We start from the raw sequence: 21,569 nt of genomic DNA, 5'->3' as shown, positions 1-21,569 counted from the left end.
GGTCGCTTCGACCAGCCGTGAGCGCGCGTCGTAGCGGTAGGTCGCCAGGGTCTGTTCGGTGCGCCAGGCTTCGTCCAGGGTGAGGGCCGGGTGAAAGCTCTGGTAGTCGAGGGCGATGAGGTGACGCTGTTCGTAGCGCAGTTGCAAAGCGCGTCCGGCGCCGTTGTCCAGGCGGCTGATGTCGCCATGGATGTTGCGCTGGATCGTCAGGCGGTTGTCGTAGCGGTCGCTGAGGGCGGTGAGATAACCGTCGCGAAAGTGTAGGAAAGGCGCCTGTTCGCCGGGCTGGGCGACGATCAGTTCGTCCGGCTCGGTGCCCAGGTAGATGGCCGCCCGGGCCAGGCTGTTGTGGATGGCCGGGCGCTGAGCGTTGGGCAGCGGAAAGGTCGTGCGGCGGTTTTCCTGGTCGATCCAGATGACCTGCTCGCCATCAAGCAGCAGGCGGTGCGCCAGGGCATGGCTCCAGCCGCGTCCCAGCCCCACGTCCTGATCCGCCGCACTGCTGCGGTACAGGCGGGTGAAGACGAACGGCAAGCGGCCATCGAGCGTGCCGTCGTCCAGGGTCAGCAGTTCCTCGCCGGTGACCATCGACACCGGACAGCCGTCGGTGCGGGTCAGGGCCGCGCTATCGGCGCTGTCGCCGTTGGGGTTTTTCGATTGGGCCGGGGCGTCGTCGTGGGGTTCGTACTTGCTCAGCCGGGTAGCATTTTGGGATTTTTCCCGCGCCACGGCGGCGGGATTGCTGACTGACAAGGACGGCCCATGTTCAGGCGTAATCTGCAACGGACGAACAGGGGTCGGTTTCAATGACGCGCCCTGGGCGCTGACCACCATCGGTTTCAACACATCGGCATGCTGGTTGAGCCGGTCCGGGGCGAATTGGCCCAGCCGTTGGCTCGACGCTCGTAACCACTCCCGTGCTCGCCCGGACTGAAGCTGGTCCAGCACCTTGCCACTCATGCGCACGCCCAGACCGAGGGCGCCGGTCAATCGGATCAGCAGGAAATTGATCAGCACCGAAGCCCGTATCTGTCCGACGACTTCGGCCAGGTACTGGGGCGGCAGCATCCGCAACCAACTGGCGAATGCGGCCATGTGCACGAAGAGCAATGGCTCGTCGCTCAGCACCATCAGTCCCTTGGCAATGGCCTCGGATGAGGCCTTGAGCAACTGTTCGAGCTCGGCCTGGGTCAGGTATTCCAGCAATTTCTCGCTGTTGGCTTGCAAATCCGCCAGCAGCTCGAAGACCTGCTTGACGTCATCCCACAGTGCCTGCAGAGCGTTTTCGAGGCCGCGCCAGTCGGCTTGCTGCAACAGGTTGTTGCGTTCGCGAAACCCGGCGTCGGAAAACTCCGCCCAGAGCGGTTGAAACTGGGTTTCCCACTCCTCTTTAAGCCAGCCCTCGAGCTCGCCAATCACATCCTGATAAGACGCGTACAGCGCCTTGACGTGATCCGCGGTGACCTCGGGGAAGAAGCTGATGCGATAGCGGCGCCCCCGCCAGCATTTGGGAATTTCCAGGATGCCGCTGGGGCCGATGGTGTGATGGACGGGCTCGCCGAAGGTTTCCTTCCCCGGTGCACCGTCGATGACCGGCTCCAGCATCACCGGCGTGTTGCCGATCGGCACGAAGCGCGCCGCCTGGAACATGTGCACCAGCGTCAGCGGGCCGCTCGCCGGACACGTCGCCATGGTGGCGATGAAGGGCTCATCCAGGTTTTTCGGCGCCGCCAGGGCTACCTCGTTGCTAACCTTGAAGACCTGCTCGATGTCCAGCGCCCAGCCGGTCCAGAAGCTCTGCGCCCAACTGTCGTAGTCGTTCAGGCAGTTGCGAAAATCCGCCAGCACCGCTGCCGCATCGGGTTGATCGGGGTCCATGGCCGCCACTACCAGCGAGCCGATGGCGTTGTTCAGGACCAGGAGTCGGTCGGGGGCAAACATGCAGGGATCTCGCGGTACAGGGACGGACGCGAGACTCTGCCGGGGCGGACTGGAGAAATAAGTCAGGGAAGGAGGTATTGGCTGTAGGGCGATTCGCTAAATCCGGTCGCGATGCCATCGCGAGCAAGCTTTGCTCCCACAGGGGATCAGTGCTGGAGTTTGGGATTCGGGAGATCCGCAAGTCCATGTGGGAGCGAGCCTGCTCGCGATAGCGTCGGCACAGCCAGCATCAGCGACGACTGACACACCATTATCGCGAGCAGGCTCGCTCCCACATTTGAATGGTGTTTCCATCCCAGGAGGATTCAGCGCGAGATGTAGACCGAAGCTCATTCCCAACAAATAACCACCAGCAAACCCTCAACCTATCGTAATCTCGCTGCTGAATCCTTTATGCCCGCAACCGGCCCGAGATCTCGCCCCGATGCCCTCCATCTACCAACTCAAGCCCGCCTTCCAGAACCTGCTGCGTCCCGCCGTCCAACGGCTCTACGACAAGGGTGTCACCGCCAACCAGGTCACCCTGCTCGCAGGCATCATTTCCGTGCTGGTGGGTGTGGCGATCGCCTGGTTCGCCAGTCATCCGTGGGTGTTTGTACTGGTGCCGGTCTGGATGTTCCTGCGCATGGCCTTGAATGCCGTGGACGGCATGCTGGCGCGGGAGTTCGGGCAGCAATCGCATCTGGGGGCCTACCTGAATGAGCTATGCGATATCATCGCCGACGCGGCCCTGATCCTCCCCTTTGCCCTGATTCCCGATGCCAGTCTGTTGCTCGTGTTGTTGGTCACGCTGTTGGCGTTGTTCAGCGAATACGCGGGTGTGCTGGGGGCGATGGTCGGGGCTTCGCGGCGCTATGACGGGCCCATGGGCAAGAGTGACCGGGCCTTTGTATGCGGCGTGTTGGCGACCGGTATTGCCTTGGGTTGGCTCGGGGCGCTGTGGGTCGATGGTGTGATGGCGGTGGTTGCCGCCCTGCTGGTTTATACCTTGGTCAACCGGGTCCGTCATGGCCTGGACCAAGTGAAGGAAAACGCTCCCTCAGCATAAAGGAACTTGCAATGCGCGAAGCTCAAGACCGGACATTCACCACCCATGATGGCGTGGAGTTGTTCTACCGGCACTGGCCGGCCGTGGCCGTGGACCCGGGCGAACCCCGCAAGGCCGTGTTGTTGTTTCACCGAGGTCATGAGCACTCCGGGCGCATCGCGCATCTGGTGGATGAACTGGACCTGCCCGGTTTCGAGTTCTTTGCCTGGGACGCCCGCGGCCACGGCCAGTCTCCCGGTGAACGCGGTGACAGCCCGAGTTTCGCCACCAGCGCGCGGGACGTGCAGACCTTCTGCGACCACATCAGCGCGATGCATCAGATCGACGAGCAGAACATCGCCGTGGTGGCGCAAAGCGTCGGCGCGGTGATCGCGTCTACCTGGGTTCACGATTACGCGCCGCGCATTCGCTCCCTGGTGCTGGCGTCGCCGGCGTTCAAGGTCAAGCTGTACGTGCCGTTCGCCCGCCCGGGCCTGGCGCTGATGCGCAAGTTTCGCGGCAACTTCTTCGTCAACAGCTACGTCAAGGCCAAGTTCCTCAGCCATGACCCGGAACGGGTGGCGTCCTATGACAGCGACCCGCTGATCACCAAGGCGATTTCGGTGAACGTGCTGCTGGGCCTGTACGAAGCCGCCGACCGCGTGGTCGCCGATGCCCAGGCGATCCAGGTGCCGACGCAGCTGTTGATCTCCGGTTCCGACTTTGTGGTGCATCGCAAACCCCAGGAACAATTCTTCGAGCGGCTGGGCAGCCTGCACAAGGAAAAACACATCCTGCCGGGGTTCTTCCACGACACCCTGGGCGAGAAGAACCGCGCGCCGGCCGTCGCCAGTGCACGCCGTTTCATCCTGCAGAATTTCGCCCGCCCGCTGGACCGCCCTTCCTTGCTGGATGCGGACCGCATCGGTGCGACCTGCGCCGAGTCCGAAGCCCTGGCAACACCCCTGCCCCACAATTCGTTGCGCGACCTGTACTGGCGCATGACCCGCGCCAGCATGCGCTTCGGCAGCAAGCTGTCGGCCGGGGTGAAGTTGGGTTTCGACACCGGTTTCGATTCCGGCAGCACCCTGGACTATGTCTACCGCAACCGCCCCACCGGCACCTCGCCGATTGGCAAGATGATCGACCAGAACTACCTGAACTCCATCGGCTGGCGCGGCATTCGCCAGCGCAAGCTGAACGTCGAGGAGTTGCTGCGCCTGGCGATGGGCAAGTTGCGCGAAGAGAATCGCGAGGTGCGCATCGTCGACATCGCCGCCGGTCATGGCCGTTACATTCTCGAGGCGCTGCAAGGCGTCAGCCCGTTGCCTGAGTCGATCCTGCTGCGCGACTACAGCGATATCAACGTGCGCGACGGCAGCGCGCTGATCGTCGAAAAAGGCTTGGGTGACATCGCCCGGTTCGTCAAAGGCGACGCCTTCGACCGCCAGGATCTCGCGGCGCTGGAGCCCAAGCCGACCCTCGCCGTAGTGTCTGGCCTGTACGAATTGTTTGCCGATAACCAGATGGTCGGCGGCTCGCTCGCCGGCCTGGCTGAAGCGGTGGAGCCTGGCGGTTACCTGGTCTACACCGGCCAGCCATGGCACCCGCAACTGGAACTGATTGCCCGCGCCCTCACCAGCCACCGTGCCGGCCAGGCCTGGGTGATGCGTCGACGCAGCCAGGCCGAGATGGATCAATTGGTCGAGGCGGCGGGCTTTCGCAAGATCACCCTGCGGGTCGATGAGTGGGGCATCTTCAGCGTTTCGCTGGCGCAGCGCGTGCAGTGATGAGTGCCGTCATCGCACCGCCCCGCGAACCTGCCCTGCTGAAACCGGCGGTGTACTGGCTGCTGTTGCTCGCGCCGCTGTTCTTCAGCACCTACGGTTTCGCCACCTGGGTGACGGCCCAGCGCAGCGACGTCGGCAGCCTGGTGTTCGGCTGGGAAAGCCACATGCCGTTCCTGGCCTGGACCATCGTGCCTTACTGGTCGATCGACCTGCTTTACGGCCTGTCGCTGTTGCTGCCCACCAGCCGCGCCGAACTCAAGCGCCACGCCCTGCGCCTGCTCACGGCCCAGGCCATTGCGGTCAGTTGCTTTCTGATCTGGCCGCTACGCTTCACCTTCCCCCGGCCGGAAATGGATGGGGTGTTCGGTTGGCTGTTCGAGGTGCTGGCCGGTTTTGACAAGCCATTCAACCAGGCACCGTCGTTGCACATCGCTTTGCTGGTGATTCTCTGGGTTTGCTATGAGCGGCACTTGCGGGGCGTATGGCGCTGGGTGATGCACGGCTGGTTCGCGTTGATTGGCGTGTCGGTGCTGACCACTTACCAGCACCACTTTGTCGACGTACCGACCGGCGCATTGGCCGGTTGGCTGTGCGTCTGGCTGTGGCCGCTGGACCGGCCGAGCCCGCTGCAAAGCGCTCGGCTGACGTCAGACCGCAGCCGCCTGCAACTGGCCCTGCGCTACGGCGTGGGTGCGGCGGCGTTGTTCATTCCGGCGTTTGCCTTCGGCGGCGCGTGGCTCTGGCTGATCTGGCCGGCGGTGGCGGTACTGTTTGTGGCGCTCAATTATCTGCTGTTCGATGCCGGCGGCTTCCAGAAGCGGGCCGATGGCCAACTGAGCCCAGCGGTACGCTGGTTGTTGGCGCCGTATCTCGCCGCCGCCTGGATCAATTCCCGCTGGTGGACGCGCAACCATCCGCAGCCGGATCACGTGACCGACAACGTCTGGCTGGGTCGCATTCCCACGCCACTGGAGTTGAAGGACAGTGCGTTTACCGGGGTGCTCGACCTCTGTGCCGAAATGTCCATGGACAGCACCGGGATTGCCTATCGCTCGCTGCCGGTGCTCGACCTCACGGCACCGACCGCCGAGCAATGCCTGGAGGCCGCGCTGGCCATTGAACAACTGCGCCAGCGAGGGCCGGTGCTGGTCTGTTGCGCCTTGGGTTATTCGCGCAGCGCTACCGCCATGATCGCCTGGCTGTTGCACAGTGACCGGGCGGCCAGTGTCGATGCCGCGATTGTGCAGCTCCAGCGCGTCCGCCCCCATATCGTTTTGCATCAGGCGCACCGTCAGGCGCTGGAGCCACTGCGCAAAGGCCATCGCCATGAGCAGTGATATGCAACTGCACGCCGTGGCGAGCCTGTTGCGTCGAGGCCATTCGCTGGACCAGTTTTCCACCGGTCTGACCCTGCTGGCGGCGCTGCTGGGGTTGGGGCAATGGCTGGTGGGCAGCGTCGACCCCTGGTTGCTGCTGTTCAGCATCACGCTGTTCAGCCTCGGCGTGTTGCAAAAATACTGGGCGTTGCGCGTGGCGTTCGATGCCGATCTGTTCCAGCGCGTGGCTGACGGTATCCAGCCATTGGCCGAACGCACCCAGGCACTGGATCAGGCCTTGAGCACGCTAGGCCTTCAGCCGGTCGAACGCGCTGGCCGCCCCTGGAGCGAACGCAGCCACGGCGCCTTGCGGTTGCTGCGCACGCAGTCGCTGTTATTGGCCGCACAAATTGTCTTGACGCTGGGCTTCATCCTGGCCAGCCCTTGGTTAGCTTTTACAGGATAAGGAATCCTCATGCTCGAACCCGTCGTTGCCAACCTCATCACCTCCGCGGCCCGCATGGTCACGGGCGCCCGCAGCCTGTGGCTCGGCAGCGCGCCGCAGCCGGTGCAGCGGATCTATTTCGCCAACCACAGCAGCCACGGTGATTTCGTGCTGCTCTGGGCCTCACTGCCGCCGGCGCTGCGCAAGCTCACCCGGCCCGTGGCGGGTTCCGATTATTGGCAAAAGAGCCCGGTGCGTCGCTACATCATCAACCGGGTGTTCAACGGCGTGCTGGTGGATCGGGAGCGCAAGGACCCGTCCTACAACCCTCTGCAACCGATGCTCGAAGCCCTGGAAAATGGCGACTCGCTGATCATTTTTCCCGAAGGCACGCGCAACCCCGACGAAGGCTTGTTGCCGTTCAAGAGCGGGATCTATCACTTGATGAAGAGCCACCCCGAGGTCGAGGTGATTCCGGTGTGGATCGCCAACCTCAACCGTGTCATGCCCAAGGGTCGCGTGCTGCCCCTGCCGCTGCTGTGCACCACCAGTTTCGGCGCACCGCTTCGCATCGAAGACGGTGAAAGCAAAGAGCATTTCCTTGAACGCAGCCGCGCCGCACTGCTGGCACTGGCCCCGGAGCACGTCTGATGGATCGATATACCCTGATGTTGTTTGGCGGGATTGGCGCGATTCTGGTGCTGGCCTCGCTGATCGGTTTCATTCTCAAGCTGAAGACCAAAGGTACGCCGAACTCGGTCATCGACAACCTCAACGCGCGAATCAACGCCTGGTGGATCATGGTGCTGGTGATCGGCGTCGCGTTCTGGCTCGGCAATGCGGCGGTGATCCTGCTGTTCTATGCGGTGTCGTTCTATGCCCTGCGGGAATTCCTGACCCTCACACCGACCCGACGCAGCGATTATCCGGCGCTGGTGGCCGCGTTCTACCTGGCGCTGCCGCTGCAGTATCTGCTGATCTACTACGACTGGTACGGGCTGTTTTCGATCTTTATCCCGGTCTATGTGTTCCTGCTGCTGCCGATCCTGGCGTCCCTGGGAGGCGACAGTACGCACTTCCTGGAGCGTGCGTCCAAGGTGCAGTGGGGATTGATGATCGCGGTGTTCTGCATCTCCTTCGTGCCAGCCTTGCTGACCCTGGATATCGCCGGTTTTGAAGGACGCAACCTGCTGTTGATCGCTTACCTGGTGATTGTGGTGCAACTGTCGGATGTGCTGCAGTACGTGTGCGGCAAGCTGTTCGGCAAACACAAGATCGCGCCGAACCTGTCGCCGTCGAAAACCGTCGAGGGCTTTGCCGGCGGTATTTTCCTGGCCTCGCTGATCGGCGGCGCGCTGTGGTGGATCACACCGTTCAATCCTTGGCAGTCGTTCCTCATCGCCTTGCTGATCAACCTGCTGGGCTTTGCCGGCGGTATCGTCATGTCGGCGATCAAGCGCGACCGGGGCGTCAAGGATTGGGGGCACATGATCGAAGGTCATGGCGGCATGCTCGATCGGTTGGACTCGGTGTGCTTCGCCGCGCCGATCTTCTTCCATCTGGTGCGGTACTGGTGGACCTGAAAAAAAAGCCCACTTGAAGTGGGCAAGGGGAAACGAGCGCTCTGCACGCCGAGAAGCGTCAGCTTGACTGTTTGCCGGTGGCGGATGGCATAGCGGTGCAATCGCCCCGGACCTTGCGCGCCCGGGCCAGGGCGCGCTCCCATTCCCGGGCATCGTGACTGCAGAAAATGTCCACGGGCTGATGGTTGCGGGACAGTGCCAGTTCCCGCAAACGCCCCTGGTTATGCAGGCGCGCCGGGCGATGGGTGTCCATCATGTACTGGTAGAACTTCAGGCCCGGTGGGCAATGGGGTTCGGGCTGATGGACTTCATCATGAAAGAAATACGCGTCGCCGGCGTGCAGCATCCAGCCGTCCGGGGTGCGCAGGGCGATTCCGGCGTGACCGGCGGTGTGGCCCCGTAGCGGCACCAGGAAAATGTCCTCCTCTTCCGCACCGATCAGTGCCCGCACCGAATCGAAGCCAAACCAGGTGTCGCCTTCGGTGGTGTAGAACTCCCAACTGTCCACACCCTGCCACTGGCGGGCCTGGAACCGACGCCGACTGATCCAGGTGTTTGCAGAGCGGGCCACCGCCATTTCATCGCGCATCACATGTACCCGGGCCTGGGGGAAATCCTGCAGCCCGCCGGCATGATCGAAATCCAGATGGGTCAGTAGGATATGGCGCACATCGTGGGCGTCGAAACCCAGGCGCCGTACCTGTTCCAGAGCCGTGAGGCGATGTTCGAACTTGATGTTGTTGAAGACACGAAAGAATCGGCTCAGCCGCTCCGGCGTCTGGATATCCCGTTGGCCGAACCCGGTGTCCACCAGGATCAGGCCGTTGGTGTCGGTTTCAATCAACAGGCAATGACACACCAGACACGCCGTCAGCCCCCCGCTATAGCCATCGAACAAAGCCCCACCCACCGGGCACATGCAACCGCAGTTCAGGTGATGGACGCGCATGGGTGGCCTCCTGTCGCGAGGGTGGGCTTGCCCTGTTTTATGAATGAGCTCTTTGAAATCGACTGGAAGTCAGGGGGAGAATTCAGGGGAGGCGACAAGCGGCGGCACCCGTCAGACCTCCTCTTCGTCTGAAAGACACCCGATCAGCAAATCGAGGTTGCCGAATACAAGAGTCAATTGTTAACGTAACGTCAAACGTCATTACAGGTACCACCCCATGGCTTCTATCAACATTCGCATCGACGACGACCTGAAGCAGCGATCATTCGCCGAGCTGGAGAAGCTCGGCGTCACACCTTCCGAGTTGCTGCGTCAGACACTTCAGTACGTAGCAGAGCGAGGCAAGCTGCCTTTTAAAGCAGCTCTGCTCAGTGAAGAAGACGAAGCACTCATTGCGGTGGTAACGGAGCGTCTTTCCAACCCTCAACGAGTGAAGGTCAGCCTGGATGACCTATAGCCTCGAGTTTGATCGACGTGCATTAAAAGAATGGAACAAGCTAGGCGATACACTGCGACAACAGTTCAAAAAGAAACTGATCGAGGTACTTGAAAACCCTCGCATCGAAGCCAATCGACTTAGACAACTTCCCGACTGCTACAAGTTGAAATTGCGAAGCGCCGGTATCGCCTGATCTACCAAGTTATTGATCAGGAAGTTGTGGTGCTCGTTGTTGCGATAGGAAAACGCGAGCGTGAAGCAGTTTATCAAGATGCGCAGGAGCGCATCTCATCCGATTGATAAGCGCTCTCCGAGCAGCCTATTGAATTGTCCAACCGCTGTCGGACAATTCCTTTTCACGGATAGCTAAAGCTCTTCACCAACGTCAGCTCCCCCACCGCCCGCATCGGCACGACGAACGTTTCCATCTTCTCGCTCGGGGTGCCTTCCTCGGTGATCACGGTGACTTGCGCCGTGGTCAGGGCTTGCACCGCGTCCTGGCCGCCGCTGCTTTCCCCGTCGCCTTCCTCATCATCCGAAACGCTGCGATAGCCGCCGCCGTAGTAGTTCAGGTAGACCTGGTATTGCCCCTTGATCGGTGCGGGCATGGCGAAGATTTCCGGGCCGTAGCCGGTGGTGACGTCGACGTCGAGGACCGCGCCGTTGGGGGCGACGCGGTCGCCGTACCAGATGTGAGCGCCGTCCGGGGTGATGACGTGCAGGTCCAGGTCGGTGCCGTCGCTGTCCCAGGTCAGCAGCACCCGCAGCTTGGCCGGTGTGGCGCCGCCGCTGGTGTTGAGGAACTGGGTGCGGTGACGGTGCTGGCCATCGGGGCTGCGCACCTCGACGCTGTTGCTGCCGTTGGGGAACGAGAACGGCCGGTCGAAGCGACCTTCCTCATCAAGTTTCAACGGCAAGGCCACACCGTTGACGATGAGCTTGCCCGGGTCATTGCTGTCCTTGGGCATGGCCTTGATCTGGCCGGTGATGCGCGCGGTGTTGGCCTGGCCCTGGGGCGTATTGACCGACGAGGCCGGGTAATTGACGGTCTGGCTGAAGTTTTCACCTTCGCCGCCCGGCGCCCCGCTGCGCCACCCACCAATCGGAGTGTCGAGTTTGATCTCATCGGCGGCAATGGCCAGGGGCAACGCGGTCATGGCGCAGAGCAACAGCAAGACCTGTGGGTAACGGAGTGTCATGGTCTATTCCAGCAAGAGGTGACGGGCGAGCCCTTCGATATAGTCTTCGTCCTGGCCGTTGGGATGAGCTTCAAAGGCCAGGTGCAAATATTCGTGAGTCAGGTCGAGACGGTCCTGCAGCGACAGCACGCCACGGACGTAGATGCGCTGGCGTTCGCGGTCGACGTAAGGCCGGCCGAAAGCGACGCGGCACACCGCGAATGAGCTGATTTCGTTGTAGCCCACTTCGCTTTCCAGCCTGGAACGCCAGCCTCGACGCTGCTTGAGCAACCAGTCCTGGGCGGCCGGCAGTGCTTCGCAGGACGCCACCGGATTGTCCCAGCGGCTGAGGCTGGCACGCGGATAGGCATGCAACAGAATGGCGTCGTAGCGTTGGCCGGCGTTGGCTTGTTCTACGGCTTGCAGCCAGGACAATTTGTCCGGGCCGGATTGGTCGGAGTGATAGGTGACGTCGGTGCCGGCCAGGACCAGATCGCTGGTCCAGGCCGCGACAGCGCGGGTTTCCGGTGCCGCCGGGCGTGGCGCGACGCGCTGGCGATGGCTGCTGTCGTCGATGCTCAGACAATCGCCGTTGCGTTGGGCGTTTTGCAGCAGGTAGGTGCGGATCGCCACGGCCAGGGCCTTGGCCGCCTCGGCGGGCTCGGCCTTGGCCTCCCGTTGCAGGACTCGGGCGACATACTCCTCCCGATCCAGGCGCGCCACCAGCTTGCCGGGCGTGAGGAACAGCTCGCCATCGCTGTGGATATCCAGCTGATTGCCATTGGTGAACTCGACACGGTAATCGCCCCGCAACTGACCCGGCGAGGCTGGCTGGTTGCCCGACATGACCCGCTGCAACGGATAACGGGCAAACAACCCCACTTCCACGCAACGCCCGGTTTCGGCCGGCCACTGGGTCGGCAGCGCCGTAGCCAGGCCATCACCGAACACCTTCAGGACCTGCTGGCTGGTGCCGCGTCCACCGGCCCATACGGGCGTGCCGTCGGCCAGCCAACCGGCGAAACCACCCTGGCGCGACGACGGTCCCTGGTCGCCCAGCCAGCTCCAGGTCTTGACCCGCAAACGGCTGCCCAGTTGCCCGACGAGGCGACCATCCGCTGCGTTGAGTACCACGTCCAGCAGCACCCGGCGGGCCTGGTCCTGAGCCGGCAGCGTCGCCAATGCCTTGAGCAATTGCGCGACGGGAACCTGTTTTTGCGGTTGCAGGGCCGGCAGGTCCAGCAGCCACTCGGGCGCCTGACGGATCTGCCAGTAGTCGCGCCAACTGGCGGCCGACAACCCGAGCCGCTGCGGTTCGAAATACAAGCCGCAGGACTTCACCAGTGCCTGATCGCGACCGATGCTTTTCCCGGCGCTGCAGCAGTAAACCTCTTCTTTCGACCCACCGCGGCACTCATAGGCCGGCTCGTGGGCATCGGTGTCCACCAGCCACGCGTAGACGAACAACTTCCACAGACTGCCCAGCGGGGTCTGCAGGGAATCGGGCAATGGCTGGCGATCGAGCACCTGGGTCTGGCTCACCCGCAGCAACTGGCCATCGAAGGCCAGGCGCAAGGGTTCGTCCTGCGCTGTCGCCAACGCAGGTATCAAGCACAACAACCAACCCACCCACCGCAGGCGCATGTCAGTTGACCGTGACCTGGCCGAGCGCTGGTTTCTTTTCCCAGGCCTGGTTCTGTGGTGCGTAGACCTGAGTGAAGCGCACCGGTGGCAGGTTGAACTGCCCTTTCTGGGAGAAACGCACCAGATGACGCAGGCGCAGTTCGCCACTCAGGGCATCCACCGGCACCGCATAAGCCATCTGGCCCGGCTCGAAGCGCGCCTTTTCCAGCGACGTCGGTTCGCTGTCGGCTTTGCCCTGCAACTGGATGCCCCAGGTAGTGCGTTCCACGTCGGCGCCCGGCGGCAGCGGTACTTCGAGCATGCCGTAGCGCAGCGGTACGGTGGCCTTACTGTTGATGATCACTTCATCCAGGTAGAGGCTGTCGCTGGACAACGGCTTGTTGCCCACGGCCTCAAGCGTGAAGGTAAAGGCATCGCCACCCGGTACCAGGCGCGACAACCGACGGGTGATGGACACTGCCATCGGTGCCACTGGTGGTTGCTGGCTCTGGAAGCTCAGCGCCGCTTGCAACGGACGCTGCTGCGCACCGCTGAGGGTCAGCGTGGTCGGCAACTGCGCGCCCTGCCACTGCCAGTAGGTTTCCCCGGTGGCGCCTTGGCGGGCTTTCCAACCTTCGCCAGGAGCCAGCGCCACGGCCGGCGACGCCTGCTCGATGCTGCGCTGCAACCAGGTCAGGGCCAGGGCCCGTTCCAGGGTGGACTGTTGTGGCAGCAGTCGTTCCAGCAACGCGGCGGCTCGGGCCTGATCGAAGGTTTGCAACGACAGCACCAGGGCCTGGGCAAACGGCTCGACGCTGACGTCCAGTTGCTGTTGCGCGGCGGCCAGTTGACGGTTGAAAGCATCCGGCAGCGGCACTTTCGCCTGCTTGGCGAGGGCTGCGGTCAGTACCCGAGCACTGGCCAGCCCCAGGGCCGAATCCGGTGCGTTCATGACCAGGCTGTCGTCACCGTTGTCCATCACGCTCCCGGCGCTGCCTGCACCGGCCTTCGCCAGATCGTCCATCAGACCGCTGAGCAAGGTGTTCACCGGCAGTTGCATCTGCTTGGCGAACGACAGGATCAATGCGCGCTGCAACAGCGGCGTGTCACCGGCCTGCTTGGCGTAGACCTCAAGTACACGCTGCCAGTGTTCCGGCGGCAGGCTGATGTCCAGCGCCTTGCTGGCGTGCCAGTCGGCGTAATAGGCATAGGCGGTCAGGAAAGCATCCGGCTCGCCGTCCTGGCCCCACCAGGTGAAGCTCGCCGATGGGCCGGCCATCTGCACCAGGCGCAGGCGACTGTTCTGCATGATCAGGCGCAAGCGGTCGCGGGTCTGCGAGTCCGACGCCAGGGTCGGGTACGCGATGCTCAACGGCAGCAGGCTACTGGCGGTCTGCTCGACGCCACCGTAGGGGTAACTCAACAGGTCGTCCAGGGCGGAACGGAACAGCGCTTGCGGGCTGTCGTCCAGGCGCAGGCGGACATCGCTGGCGTCGGCCGGCAAGGTCAGTGGCGTGTCGCCGACGGCAACATCGAGGCGTTGGCTTTGGGTAACCTGCCAGCCATTGCCGACGGCGTTCAGGTGAACGGCCAGGGCGTCCTGGGTTTCACCGCTCAACTGCAATTGAACACTCAGGTCACCGCTGCTCAACTCCATGGCTGGCAGCGCCACGTAGTTGATACCTTTCTTCAGGTCCGCCACCACACGTTGCTCGGCACCGGCGTAACGGATCAGCAGTTCCGCCTTCAACGGTTTATCCGACTGGCTGAACGCGAACAGGCCCAGTTGCGGCTTGTCGCCGGTGCGGAACCGGGTCGGGCCGCTCCACTTCAGGTACAGCGGTTTTTCCGAAGCGATGAATTGCTTTTTCTGACCGACCTGGCCGTCGTCGGAGATGGCCTTGGCGGTGATGCGCCAGCGGGTCAGCGAGTCCGGCATCTTGAAGGTGAAGCGGGCCTTGCCGCTGGCATCGGTGACCAGCTCCGGCTGCCAGGCAGCCGTGTCCACATCTTCACGACGCGGCCGCTCCAGCACCTTGACTCCGCGTTCGCTGCGGTTGGCCTTGCCCGGCGCACCCGGACTGCCCGGCAATGCCACGTCGTAGCTGATGAACGACAGGCTGGCGCTGGTGCGCACGTTGTTGCGGCGCGGGTGATAGAAGAACTGATCGATGGTCGGCGCCACTTCCGGTTGCAGGGCGTAGATCATTTCATCCACGACACTGACGGTCAGGTGCGCCGGAATCGCCTTGCCGGCGAACTGGGTGCTCAGGTCCACGGTCACTGTGTCGCCAGGCCGGTAGGTGGCCTTGTCGGTGACGACAGCGACGTCGATCTGCGGCGTAACCACCTTGATGCCGGCGTTCTGGAAGCTGTATTGGCCACCCTTGGTGTACAGGACCGAGAACGTCATGTTCGGCGCAAAGTTGTCTTTCACCGGGATGCGAGCACGGTATTGGGTCGGGCTGAGGCTTTCCATTTTCAGCCAGTCGCCGCCCTTGGACAGCAGCGCCGTGGCCTCGACCTTGTCCCGTTCCAGGGACAGCAGCGCATCGCTGACCGGCTCCGGGAAGGTGATCAGTGCCAGTGCTTCGTCACCAGCCTTGTATTCCGGCTTGTCGAGGACGATCTCGACGGTGCCCGGCACGGCCTTGACGCCTTCGCCGGTCACCGCATGAGCCGCGGCGCCGATGACCCGGCCGTGGTCGTCCTTGAGGGTGAGGTTGTAGGTACCGGGACGGTCAAAGGCCACGGTGAAGCCCTTGTCCTTGGCCGTCAGCTTGCCCTCGCCAGTGCTCTGGTCTTCCAGGCGTACCCAGGCGTAGCCGGCCGGCGTCACGGCCTTGCTCTGTTCGCTGCCGCCTTCGTTGACGTAGCTGAACGCGACCTTCTCGCCGGCCGCACTGAAACGCTGGCGAGCGCTCAGGCGGAAATTCGCGGCACCGCGGTCAATGAGGATTTCCTTGGTGGTCTTGACCCGATACGCCGCGCCATCGCTGGCAAACACGGTAAGCGTGTAGCGGCTCGGCTTGTCGGCGGCCGGCAGTTCGAGCGTCGCGACGCCCTGGCCGTCGGTGGTCACTTCACTGCTGGTCAACTCCACCGGGAATTGCCCCAGGTATTGCAGTTCGTTGCCTACCATCGACAGTTGCTGGGCCCGCAGGCTCAGGCTCACCGCGGCATCGACCACGGGCTTGCCGTCCGGGTACAGCAGCACGAGGTTGCCCTTGACCAGCTCGCCGGTGCGGTATTCCTGCTTGGCCAGGTTCAAGGCGATCTCGAAATGCGGCTTGATGTATTCAGCCACGCGGAAGGCGCTGCTATAGAGCTGGTCCTTGTAGCTGAAGCGCAGTTCATAGCCACCGGCCACAGCGTTTTCCGGCAGTTGGAAACGGCCTTGGGTACCGGCCTTGGAGTCCAGTTTCAGGGCCAGGGTCTGCAGCGCGGTGCCCGTGGCATCCAGCACGCTGACGTTGACGTCGGCCGCCGTCGGTTGCACCGAGTCGCGGGCATTCTTGAACTCACGGCCGACGATCTTCAGCGAGACCCAATCCCCCGGGCGATACAGCGGTCGGTCGGTGAAGGCGTAGAGCTTGGTGTCGTAGATTTCGCTGTCGTAGTAGAAGTTCTCGGAGACGAATACCCCACCCTCCTCATCCTCGCCAATCACGAACGAACGCTCCGGGCTGACGTGTTTGAGGCGCAGCAGGCCGCTTTCATCGGTAGCACCGCTGTTCATCACGCCCAGGCCGTCGGTCCACAGCACATTGACCTTGGGCACCGAGCTGCCTTCATGTTTGCGGGCGGCCCAGACCAGCAGCTCGTCGCCGGAAATCTTGCTCACCGCCACGGTGTTCGAGACGAAGACCATGGTGGTCGCCCGGTACTTGCCGACCAGTGCTTCCACCAGGTACAGGCCTGGTTTGAGCTGGCCGAGCGGGACGTAGACGTTGCCCGGCGCGACGTTGACGAACTCGCTGGACGAACCGGCCAAATTGACGCCTGCCGGCGGCTGGATCGGCTTGGCCTGCCACAGCGGATAACGGAATTGGCTGACCAGCGGCAGGCCAGGGATCAGGGCGAACTGGGCCGGAGCCTCGTAAGGCGTCGGTGCGACCAGGGCGTCACCGATCTTCAGCTCCGGTACTTCTTCGGTGACCTGTTGGCGGGACTCGTAGGAGAACGCCCGCTGCATGACCCGCCGGGACTTGCGGTACCAGTTGTCCCACAGGTACGCGAGGGTGTTCGAAAGCCCTTCACCCTTGAACTGGCCGTCGCTGACGACGCGGTGCAGGTTCTTCTGGCGCTTGAGGAAGTCCAGGGGCTTTTCGATGCGATAGACGCGGATATCGGCGCCACCGTAAGGCTCCATGCGGAACCGGCGATAGTCGCGGCCCGGTGCCTCGAGGCGTACCATGGCCTGCTCATCGCTGGCAAAACTGCTGTCGGCCAGCAGGAAGAAGCTTTCACCGGACACCGGCGTGTAGCCGCTTGGTTCCACCGTGTCTTCGGCGTGAACGAAGGAGGCCAGCAACAAGGCAAACAGCAGGGACAGTTTCGAACACAAGCGCAGCATGCGGGCACCGGTCATTGGGAGAGAAAGTTGAGTCGATAGACGCCGATGAAGTTGGGGTTGGCTGCGTCGGGTATCCATCGGGTGTCCTTCCAGTTCATGAGTTGTTGCAGGCTTGCGGAGCGCATGCCGTTGTCGGTAGGGGTTGTGGTGCCGGTGTGATAGGCGATGTAGCGGCCCATCCAGATCATCAGGTGCTGGTCATCGCCCTGATCGAAGAACATCAGGTCGCCGGGACGGGCCTGGGCCACGTCACGGCCCACCAGGCGACTGTTGAATTGAATCAACTTGATGGCGTTGACGTAGGGCCCGACCTTGCCGCCGCCCTGCTGCCATTGCTGGGCCAGGCGCCGCTGCTCGTCGCTCAGCTCAAGCTCCGGCGGCAGGTAGCGATTGGACAGGCCGTTGCTGCGCAGCCATTTTTCGTTGTGGACCTTCAGCGCTTCGTTGGCGGCAAAACGCACCAGCCCGGCACAGTCCTGCTGATACCAACGCGGGCTCGGCCCCCGGCTCAACTGCTCCTCGGCGATGCGCACGAACCAGGCACGGAACACCTGGGATTGCTGCACATCCAGCGCCGGCGTTTCCACGGCAAAGGCCTGCCCTCCGAGGAACAGTGCCATCAGCCCGAGCGTGCGGATCAATCCGGTCACAGTGCTTTCCATTCCAGCGGCAACCACTGCCAGTGGCCGTCCGGCTCGCTGCCTGCCGGCAGGGTCAACGCGTATTTGCCATAACCGCCGAGGGTGCGCAGTTTTGGAATCAGGTAGGTCTGCGCGGCGTTGTAGAACACCGGTTCCATGTCCTGGGGCAAGCTGTCCAGGGTTTCACGCTGCATCAGTTGGGCCATGGAGTCCGGGCCGAAGTAGAACGGCATCAGCAGATCCTTGGGCACCACGTCGGCCATCGGCGGGAAGCGCTTGTCGAGGGTACCGAGAGCCTTGTCCACCAGTTTGTCGTCGAGGGAGAACAGCAGGGTCGAACCGTGGCGCGCCAGGCTGACCCGCATGAACGCCTTGCCGGTGATGGCATCGGGTTGCAGCGAGTCCTTGGCCAGGTACGGGCCGAAATTGGAGCTCACCTGGCGCTGCCAATGATGCATCGAGCCTTCCTGCTTCTCGACAACCGGGAACGCGTGCTCGGCCACATTGTTTTCATAGGCGCCCACCATCGACCCGAACAGGTTGCCCAGGTCGGCGTCGATCTTGCCGTCGTCTTCGTTCAGGCTGGCCACCAGCAGCGGCGTGTACAGCCGCGAATCGGCGTACCAGCACAGGCCCGCCGCGCCGGCCATATGGTCGACCATGGCCTGGGCGGCTTTCTCCTCGGCACCGAGTTTCACCAGCAGCGGTTTCTGTTGTTCAGCGGCCAATGGCAAGGCCACGCAGGCACTCGCGCCCACGGGCATGGCTTGCCAGATCGGCTTGAAGTCGAAATCCGGCTGGTTCTCCAGTTCGTCCATGGCCAGGAAGCTGTGCCAGCCCTTGTCGTCCATGTCGAAACGCAACCCGGCGAAGTTCGGGATGAAACGCTGGTAGCCCATGGCAAGCACGCTGGCATTGACCGAGATACGTTGCTTGACCTCAGGCGCCTTGGGCGGCAGGCCGAAGGCTTCGGTGAAGAGTTTGTCGCCATTGAGCAGCGCAGCCAGCGCGGTGGTCGAAACGCTGCCGTGCTCTTCGGACGCCCCATTGGCCGGGTCATAGAGCTTGGTCGGGTCGGACAGCACCACCAGCTTGTCGCCGTGGGAGGCGAAGACCAGGGATTTGCTGGCGTTGTAGCTGAGCTGGTAGAGCGCGACGTCATCGCCGCCGACCTTCAGGTCGCTGAGCTTGCTCAACTGCGTATCGTCCAGGGCGACTTTCGCCAGCGGTTCCAGCACCTTGGCCAACCCGCCGCGGTCCATCACCAGCAGGAAATCCTTGAGCCGGCCATCCGCGCCGCGCCACAGCGCCACATCGGCCGGCTGGTCGAAAAGCTCTTCGATCAGGCTGTCCTGCAGCTTCAGGTCATGCTCGTAGATGATCCGGCGCAGGCTGCCGATCAGCCCCAGGCGGTCGGCATGGGCCTGGTAATAGAAGACGAAATCCTCGGTGAGCGTGGCCTTGAGGAACGGCACCGCTAACAGGTCCTTGGGCAACTGGCTCAGGGAATGGGCTTCGAGCAGCCCGTCGGGACGACTCAGGCCGAGCTTTTCCAGGGCCAGCGCCGTGGGCGGCGCCTTGGGCTTGTGCATGAACCAGCCCAACCCGGCGGCGACACCGGCCACCAGGCACAGCCCGATCAGCAGCGCCGGCCAGCGGCGCGCAGGTTTAGCGACAGGTGTCGGCACGGTCGGGGAAGCAGTGTTGTCGCTCATATTCACAAGGGCCTGTTCATCCGTGGAGCGGAATTAGTAGTTGAAAGTCTTGACCAGCAAAAGATCGCCGATGGCGCGCAAGGGCACGACAAAGGTTTCGCGTTTCTCATTGACGGTGTTTTCGTTGAGCACCAGATTGATCTGCGAGGTGATCACCTCGTTCTGGTTGCTGGTCTCGTCGAAGTTATAGCCGCCGTCGCCGTAGTTGCCCCAATAGTTCACGTAGACCAGGTAGGTGCCGTGCATTGGCGCCGTCATGGTGAACATTTCGGGGCCGGGGCCATCGACGCCGTCCGGGTCGAGGCCGCCGCCGTTGCTCAGCGCCGGCTGGCCGAAGAAGGCGTGCTGGCCGTCGGGGGTGATGATGTGCAGGTCCAGTTCGGCCTTGGGATCGTCCCAGCCCAGCACCACGCGGATCTGCGCCGGGGTCCGCAGGTTGTTGGCCTCGTAGAACTGCACACGCTTGAGGGACTTGCCTTCGGAGCTGCGGACCTCGACGCTGTTGGAGCCGGCACCGAACGCATACGGCCGGGCGAAACGGCCTTCGTCGTCGGTATAGAGATTCAGTGGATTGCCATTGACCGCCAGGCTGTGGGGCGGACGGGCGGTGCCCATGGCCTTGAGCCGGCCCTCGATCATCGTGCGATTGCGCTGCACGCCCCGGTCGATGGGCGGCGTGGGATAGGCCACCTGCGGGTTTTCAGTGCGATCGAGCAAGCCGCTGTAACGCCAGCCGCCCACCGGCTCCGACATCTCGGCCGTAGGCTCGGCCCACACCAGCGGTGCGACCGTCAGCGCGATCAGCAATGAAAGAAAACGCATGTATGCCTCCTGCCATGCACAACGCAACCCGGCGCCCTTCCTCGGCGCATTGATTATCTTTTTTCAGGTTTCGTCAGGGGCCCGCCATACGGGGGCTGTAGATGGCGCGAAGGTTAGCGATTCGGCGCGTTATTCACAATCGGGGAACGCGTGATTCTGTGTGGGAAATCACGTCTTGAGGAGAGCGTGAGCCGATTAGTGAATTTATTCGGCTCACAAAATGAGCCGAATAGCATTATTATTCGGCTCATCCCAGGAATGGAGAGACTCATGGAACCCTATTGGATCTGGCAACAGCCCGACTGGCCCAACTTTCACTGGCAGTCTGAAGCGTTAACGCCTCTGCTACGGGAATGCGTACAAACCCAAGGTCAATTGCTCGGAATGACCGGCGCTGTCACTAAGGCGCTCAACGCCCAGAACGAACTTGACGCGTTGTTGCAGAACATCGTGACCTCTTCGGCCATTGAAGGGGAGCAATTGAATGTGGGCTCGGTGCGGTCGTCCCTGGCCCGACGCCTGGGCCTGGAGCGGGCCGGCGATAACCCCGTCAGCCCGCGCAGCGAGGGTCTGGCAAACCTTCTGCTGGATGCGACCCGGCATTTCAGCCAGCCCCTGACGGTCGAGCGGCTACTTGAATGGCATGAGTGGCTGTTCCCTGAGCAGGCGGAGGAACTTTTCCACCAGCACATCCGCGTAGGTTCGCTGCGGGGGGACGAGCCGATGCAAGTGGTCTCGGGCAGGTTGGACCGCCCTACCGTTCATTTCGAGGCACCGCCTCGCCAAGGTCTCGAACGGCAATTGCAAACGTTCCTCGACTGGTTTGAGGCCAGCCGCCATCAACCCGGACTCGATCCATTGTTGCGGGCCGGTATCGCCCACTTCTGGTTTGTCACTCTGCATCCGTTCGACGACGGCAACGGCCGCCTGACCCGCACTCTCACCGATCTCGCACTGGCTCAGGGCGAAGCCCAGGCAATCCGTTTCTACGCCATGTCCGTGAGCATTCTGGAAGACCGCGCAGGCTATTACCGAGCCCTCGAAAGCACTCAGAAAGCTACGTTGGATATCACCGATTGGCTTAGCTGGTTTCTGCAGACCCTGTCACGCAGCTTGCACAAAGCCATGGTGCAGATCGAAAGCGTGCTAGGTAAGGCACGGTTCTGGCAGGTCCATCGCGCCTCAGGACTCACGCCAGAACAGACCAAAGTGCTTAACCGGTTGCTCGATGGTGGTGAAAAAGGTTTTGAGCAGGGTATCAGCGCCGCGCAGTACCAGGCCGTAGCCAAGGTTTCCAAGGCAACGGCAACCCGACATCTGACGGAGTTGCTGGAAAAAGGCTGTCTGGAGCGCTTACCGGGAGGTGGACGCAGCACTCGGTACCGGATCAATTATCCAGCGGCATGAGATTGCGTTTATAGCGAGCAGATGCTGCAAAGGGGCGCCACAAACGAACACGCCACCTGTAACCCGCCCTGATTTGCCCCAAAACCCCATGTCTGCTAGTGTCGCGCCGGTTTAACA

The 21,569-nt window shown here is 62.7% G+C and carries 16 protein-coding genes and 1 pseudogene; 9 read left to right on the top strand and 8 right to left on the bottom strand.

From position 1 onward, the window contains the following. Positions 1–1,941 (bottom strand): DUF6531 domain-containing protein (locus FGE05_RS28600; RefSeq protein WP_257225748.1); only part of this gene is annotated, 1,941 nt, incomplete at its 3' end. Positions 1,942–2,365: 424 nt separating this feature from the next. Here FGE05_RS28600 and FGE05_RS28595 point away from each other — a divergent pair. The 6 genes from FGE05_RS28595 to FGE05_RS28570 are packed head-to-tail and all read left to right on the top strand — an operon-like array spanning position 2,366 to position 8,102. Beyond that, positions 2,366–2,989, top strand: coding sequence for a CDP-alcohol phosphatidyltransferase family protein (locus FGE05_RS28595; RefSeq protein ID WP_139650236.1), 624 nt, complete (start codon positions 2,366–2,368; stop codon positions 2,987–2,989). 11 nt (positions 2,990–3,000) lie between these two features. After that, positions 3,001–4,758, top strand: coding sequence for a bifunctional alpha/beta hydrolase/class I SAM-dependent methyltransferase (locus tag FGE05_RS28590; protein WP_139650233.1), 1,758 nt, complete (start codon positions 3,001–3,003; stop codon positions 4,756–4,758). Next, a complete protein-coding gene (locus tag FGE05_RS28585; protein ID WP_139650231.1) occupies positions 4,758–6,095 on the top strand; it encodes a phosphatase PAP2/dual specificity phosphatase family protein in 1,338 nt (445 codons plus the stop codon). The genes FGE05_RS28590 and FGE05_RS28585 overlap by 1 nt, the downstream gene beginning before the upstream one ends. Further along, positions 6,085–6,540, top strand: coding sequence for a hypothetical protein (locus FGE05_RS28580; protein ID WP_139650229.1), 456 nt, complete (start codon positions 6,085–6,087; stop codon positions 6,538–6,540). Before FGE05_RS28585 ends, FGE05_RS28580 begins: the two co-directional genes overlap by 11 nt. Positions 6,541–6,549: 9 nt before the next feature. Then, positions 6,550–7,170: a 1-acyl-sn-glycerol-3-phosphate acyltransferase gene (locus tag FGE05_RS28575; protein ID WP_139650227.1), complete on the top strand. Its 621-nt coding sequence runs from the start codon at positions 6,550–6,552 to the stop codon at positions 7,168–7,170. Continuing rightward, a complete protein-coding gene (locus FGE05_RS28570) occupies positions 7,170–8,102 on the top strand; it encodes a phosphatidate cytidylyltransferase (protein WP_024778387.1) in 933 nt (310 codons plus the stop codon). Before FGE05_RS28575 ends, FGE05_RS28570 begins: the two co-directional genes overlap by 1 nt. 58 nt (positions 8,103–8,160) lie before the next feature. Here the strand turns inward: FGE05_RS28570 and FGE05_RS28565 are convergent, their stop codons facing one another. Next, on the bottom strand, positions 8,161–9,051 hold the full coding sequence (locus FGE05_RS28565) for an MBL fold metallo-hydrolase (RefSeq protein ID WP_139650225.1): 891 nt from the start codon (positions 9,049–9,051) through the stop codon (positions 8,161–8,163). A gap of 217 nt (positions 9,052–9,268) precedes the next feature. On the opposite strand from FGE05_RS28565, the gene FGE05_RS28560 reads away from it, so the two are divergent. Continuing rightward, positions 9,269–9,508 (top strand): type II toxin-antitoxin system RelB/DinJ family antitoxin, encoded by a 240-nt coding sequence (locus FGE05_RS28560; RefSeq protein ID WP_047702740.1) that lies wholly within the window; start codon positions 9,269–9,271, stop codon positions 9,506–9,508. Next, positions 9,498–9,790 (top strand): annotated as a pseudogene (locus FGE05_RS28555) (type II toxin-antitoxin system RelE/ParE family toxin). The gene FGE05_RS28560 and the pseudogene FGE05_RS28555 overlap by 11 nt, the downstream one beginning before the upstream one ends. 56 nt (positions 9,791–9,846) lie before the next feature. Here the strand turns inward: FGE05_RS28555 and FGE05_RS28550 are convergent. The 6 genes from FGE05_RS28550 to FGE05_RS28525 are packed head-to-tail and all read right to left on the bottom strand — an operon-like array spanning position 9,847 to position 20,045. Beyond that, a complete protein-coding gene (locus FGE05_RS28550; protein WP_139650223.1) occupies positions 9,847–10,689 on the bottom strand; it encodes a YfaP family protein in 843 nt (280 codons plus the stop codon). A gap of 3 nt (positions 10,690–10,692) precedes the next feature. Beyond that, a complete protein-coding gene (locus tag FGE05_RS28545) occupies positions 10,693–12,312 on the bottom strand; it encodes a DUF2300 domain-containing protein (protein ID WP_139650221.1) in 1,620 nt (539 codons plus the stop codon). 1 nt (position 12,313) lies between these two features. After that, positions 12,314–16,882, bottom strand: a complete 4,569-nt coding sequence (locus FGE05_RS28540) for an alpha-2-macroglobulin (RefSeq protein WP_139650244.1) — start codon at positions 16,880–16,882, stop codon at positions 12,314–12,316. Further along, positions 16,879–17,487 carry a DUF1175 domain-containing protein gene (locus FGE05_RS28535; RefSeq protein ID WP_230166570.1) on the bottom strand — a complete coding sequence of 203 codons (609 nt, stop codon included), beginning with the start codon at positions 17,485–17,487 and terminating at the stop codon, positions 16,879–16,881. The genes FGE05_RS28540 and FGE05_RS28535 overlap by 4 nt, the downstream gene beginning before the upstream one ends. Positions 17,488–17,513: 26 nt before the next feature. Then, positions 17,514–19,223 (bottom strand): DUF2138 domain-containing protein, encoded by a 1,710-nt coding sequence (locus FGE05_RS28530; RefSeq protein WP_139650216.1) that lies wholly within the window; start codon positions 19,221–19,223, stop codon positions 17,514–17,516. Positions 19,224–19,256: 33 nt separating this feature from the next. After that, the gene (locus tag FGE05_RS28525) at positions 19,257–20,045 is read right to left on the bottom strand and encodes a YfaP family protein (RefSeq protein ID WP_139650214.1); all 789 of its coding nucleotides are present in this window, start codon (positions 20,043–20,045) and stop codon (positions 19,257–19,259) included. A 270-nt stretch (positions 20,046–20,315) separates the two neighbouring features. On the opposite strand from FGE05_RS28525, the gene FGE05_RS28520 reads away from it, so the two are divergent. Beyond that, complete coding sequence (locus FGE05_RS28520) at positions 20,316–21,452, top strand: Fic family protein (RefSeq protein ID WP_139650212.1); 1,137 nt, start codon at positions 20,316–20,318, stop codon at positions 21,450–21,452. Positions 21,453–21,569: the final 117 nt, after the last annotated feature.

The organism is Pseudomonas sp. ICMP22404 (assembly GCF_006227205.1).
In the GTDB taxonomy this organism is placed as follows: domain Bacteria; phylum Pseudomonadota; class Gammaproteobacteria; order Pseudomonadales; family Pseudomonadaceae; genus Aquipseudomonas.
Note: the sequence above shows the minus strand (reverse complement) of the source record. Positions and strands in the feature narration are given on the sequence as shown.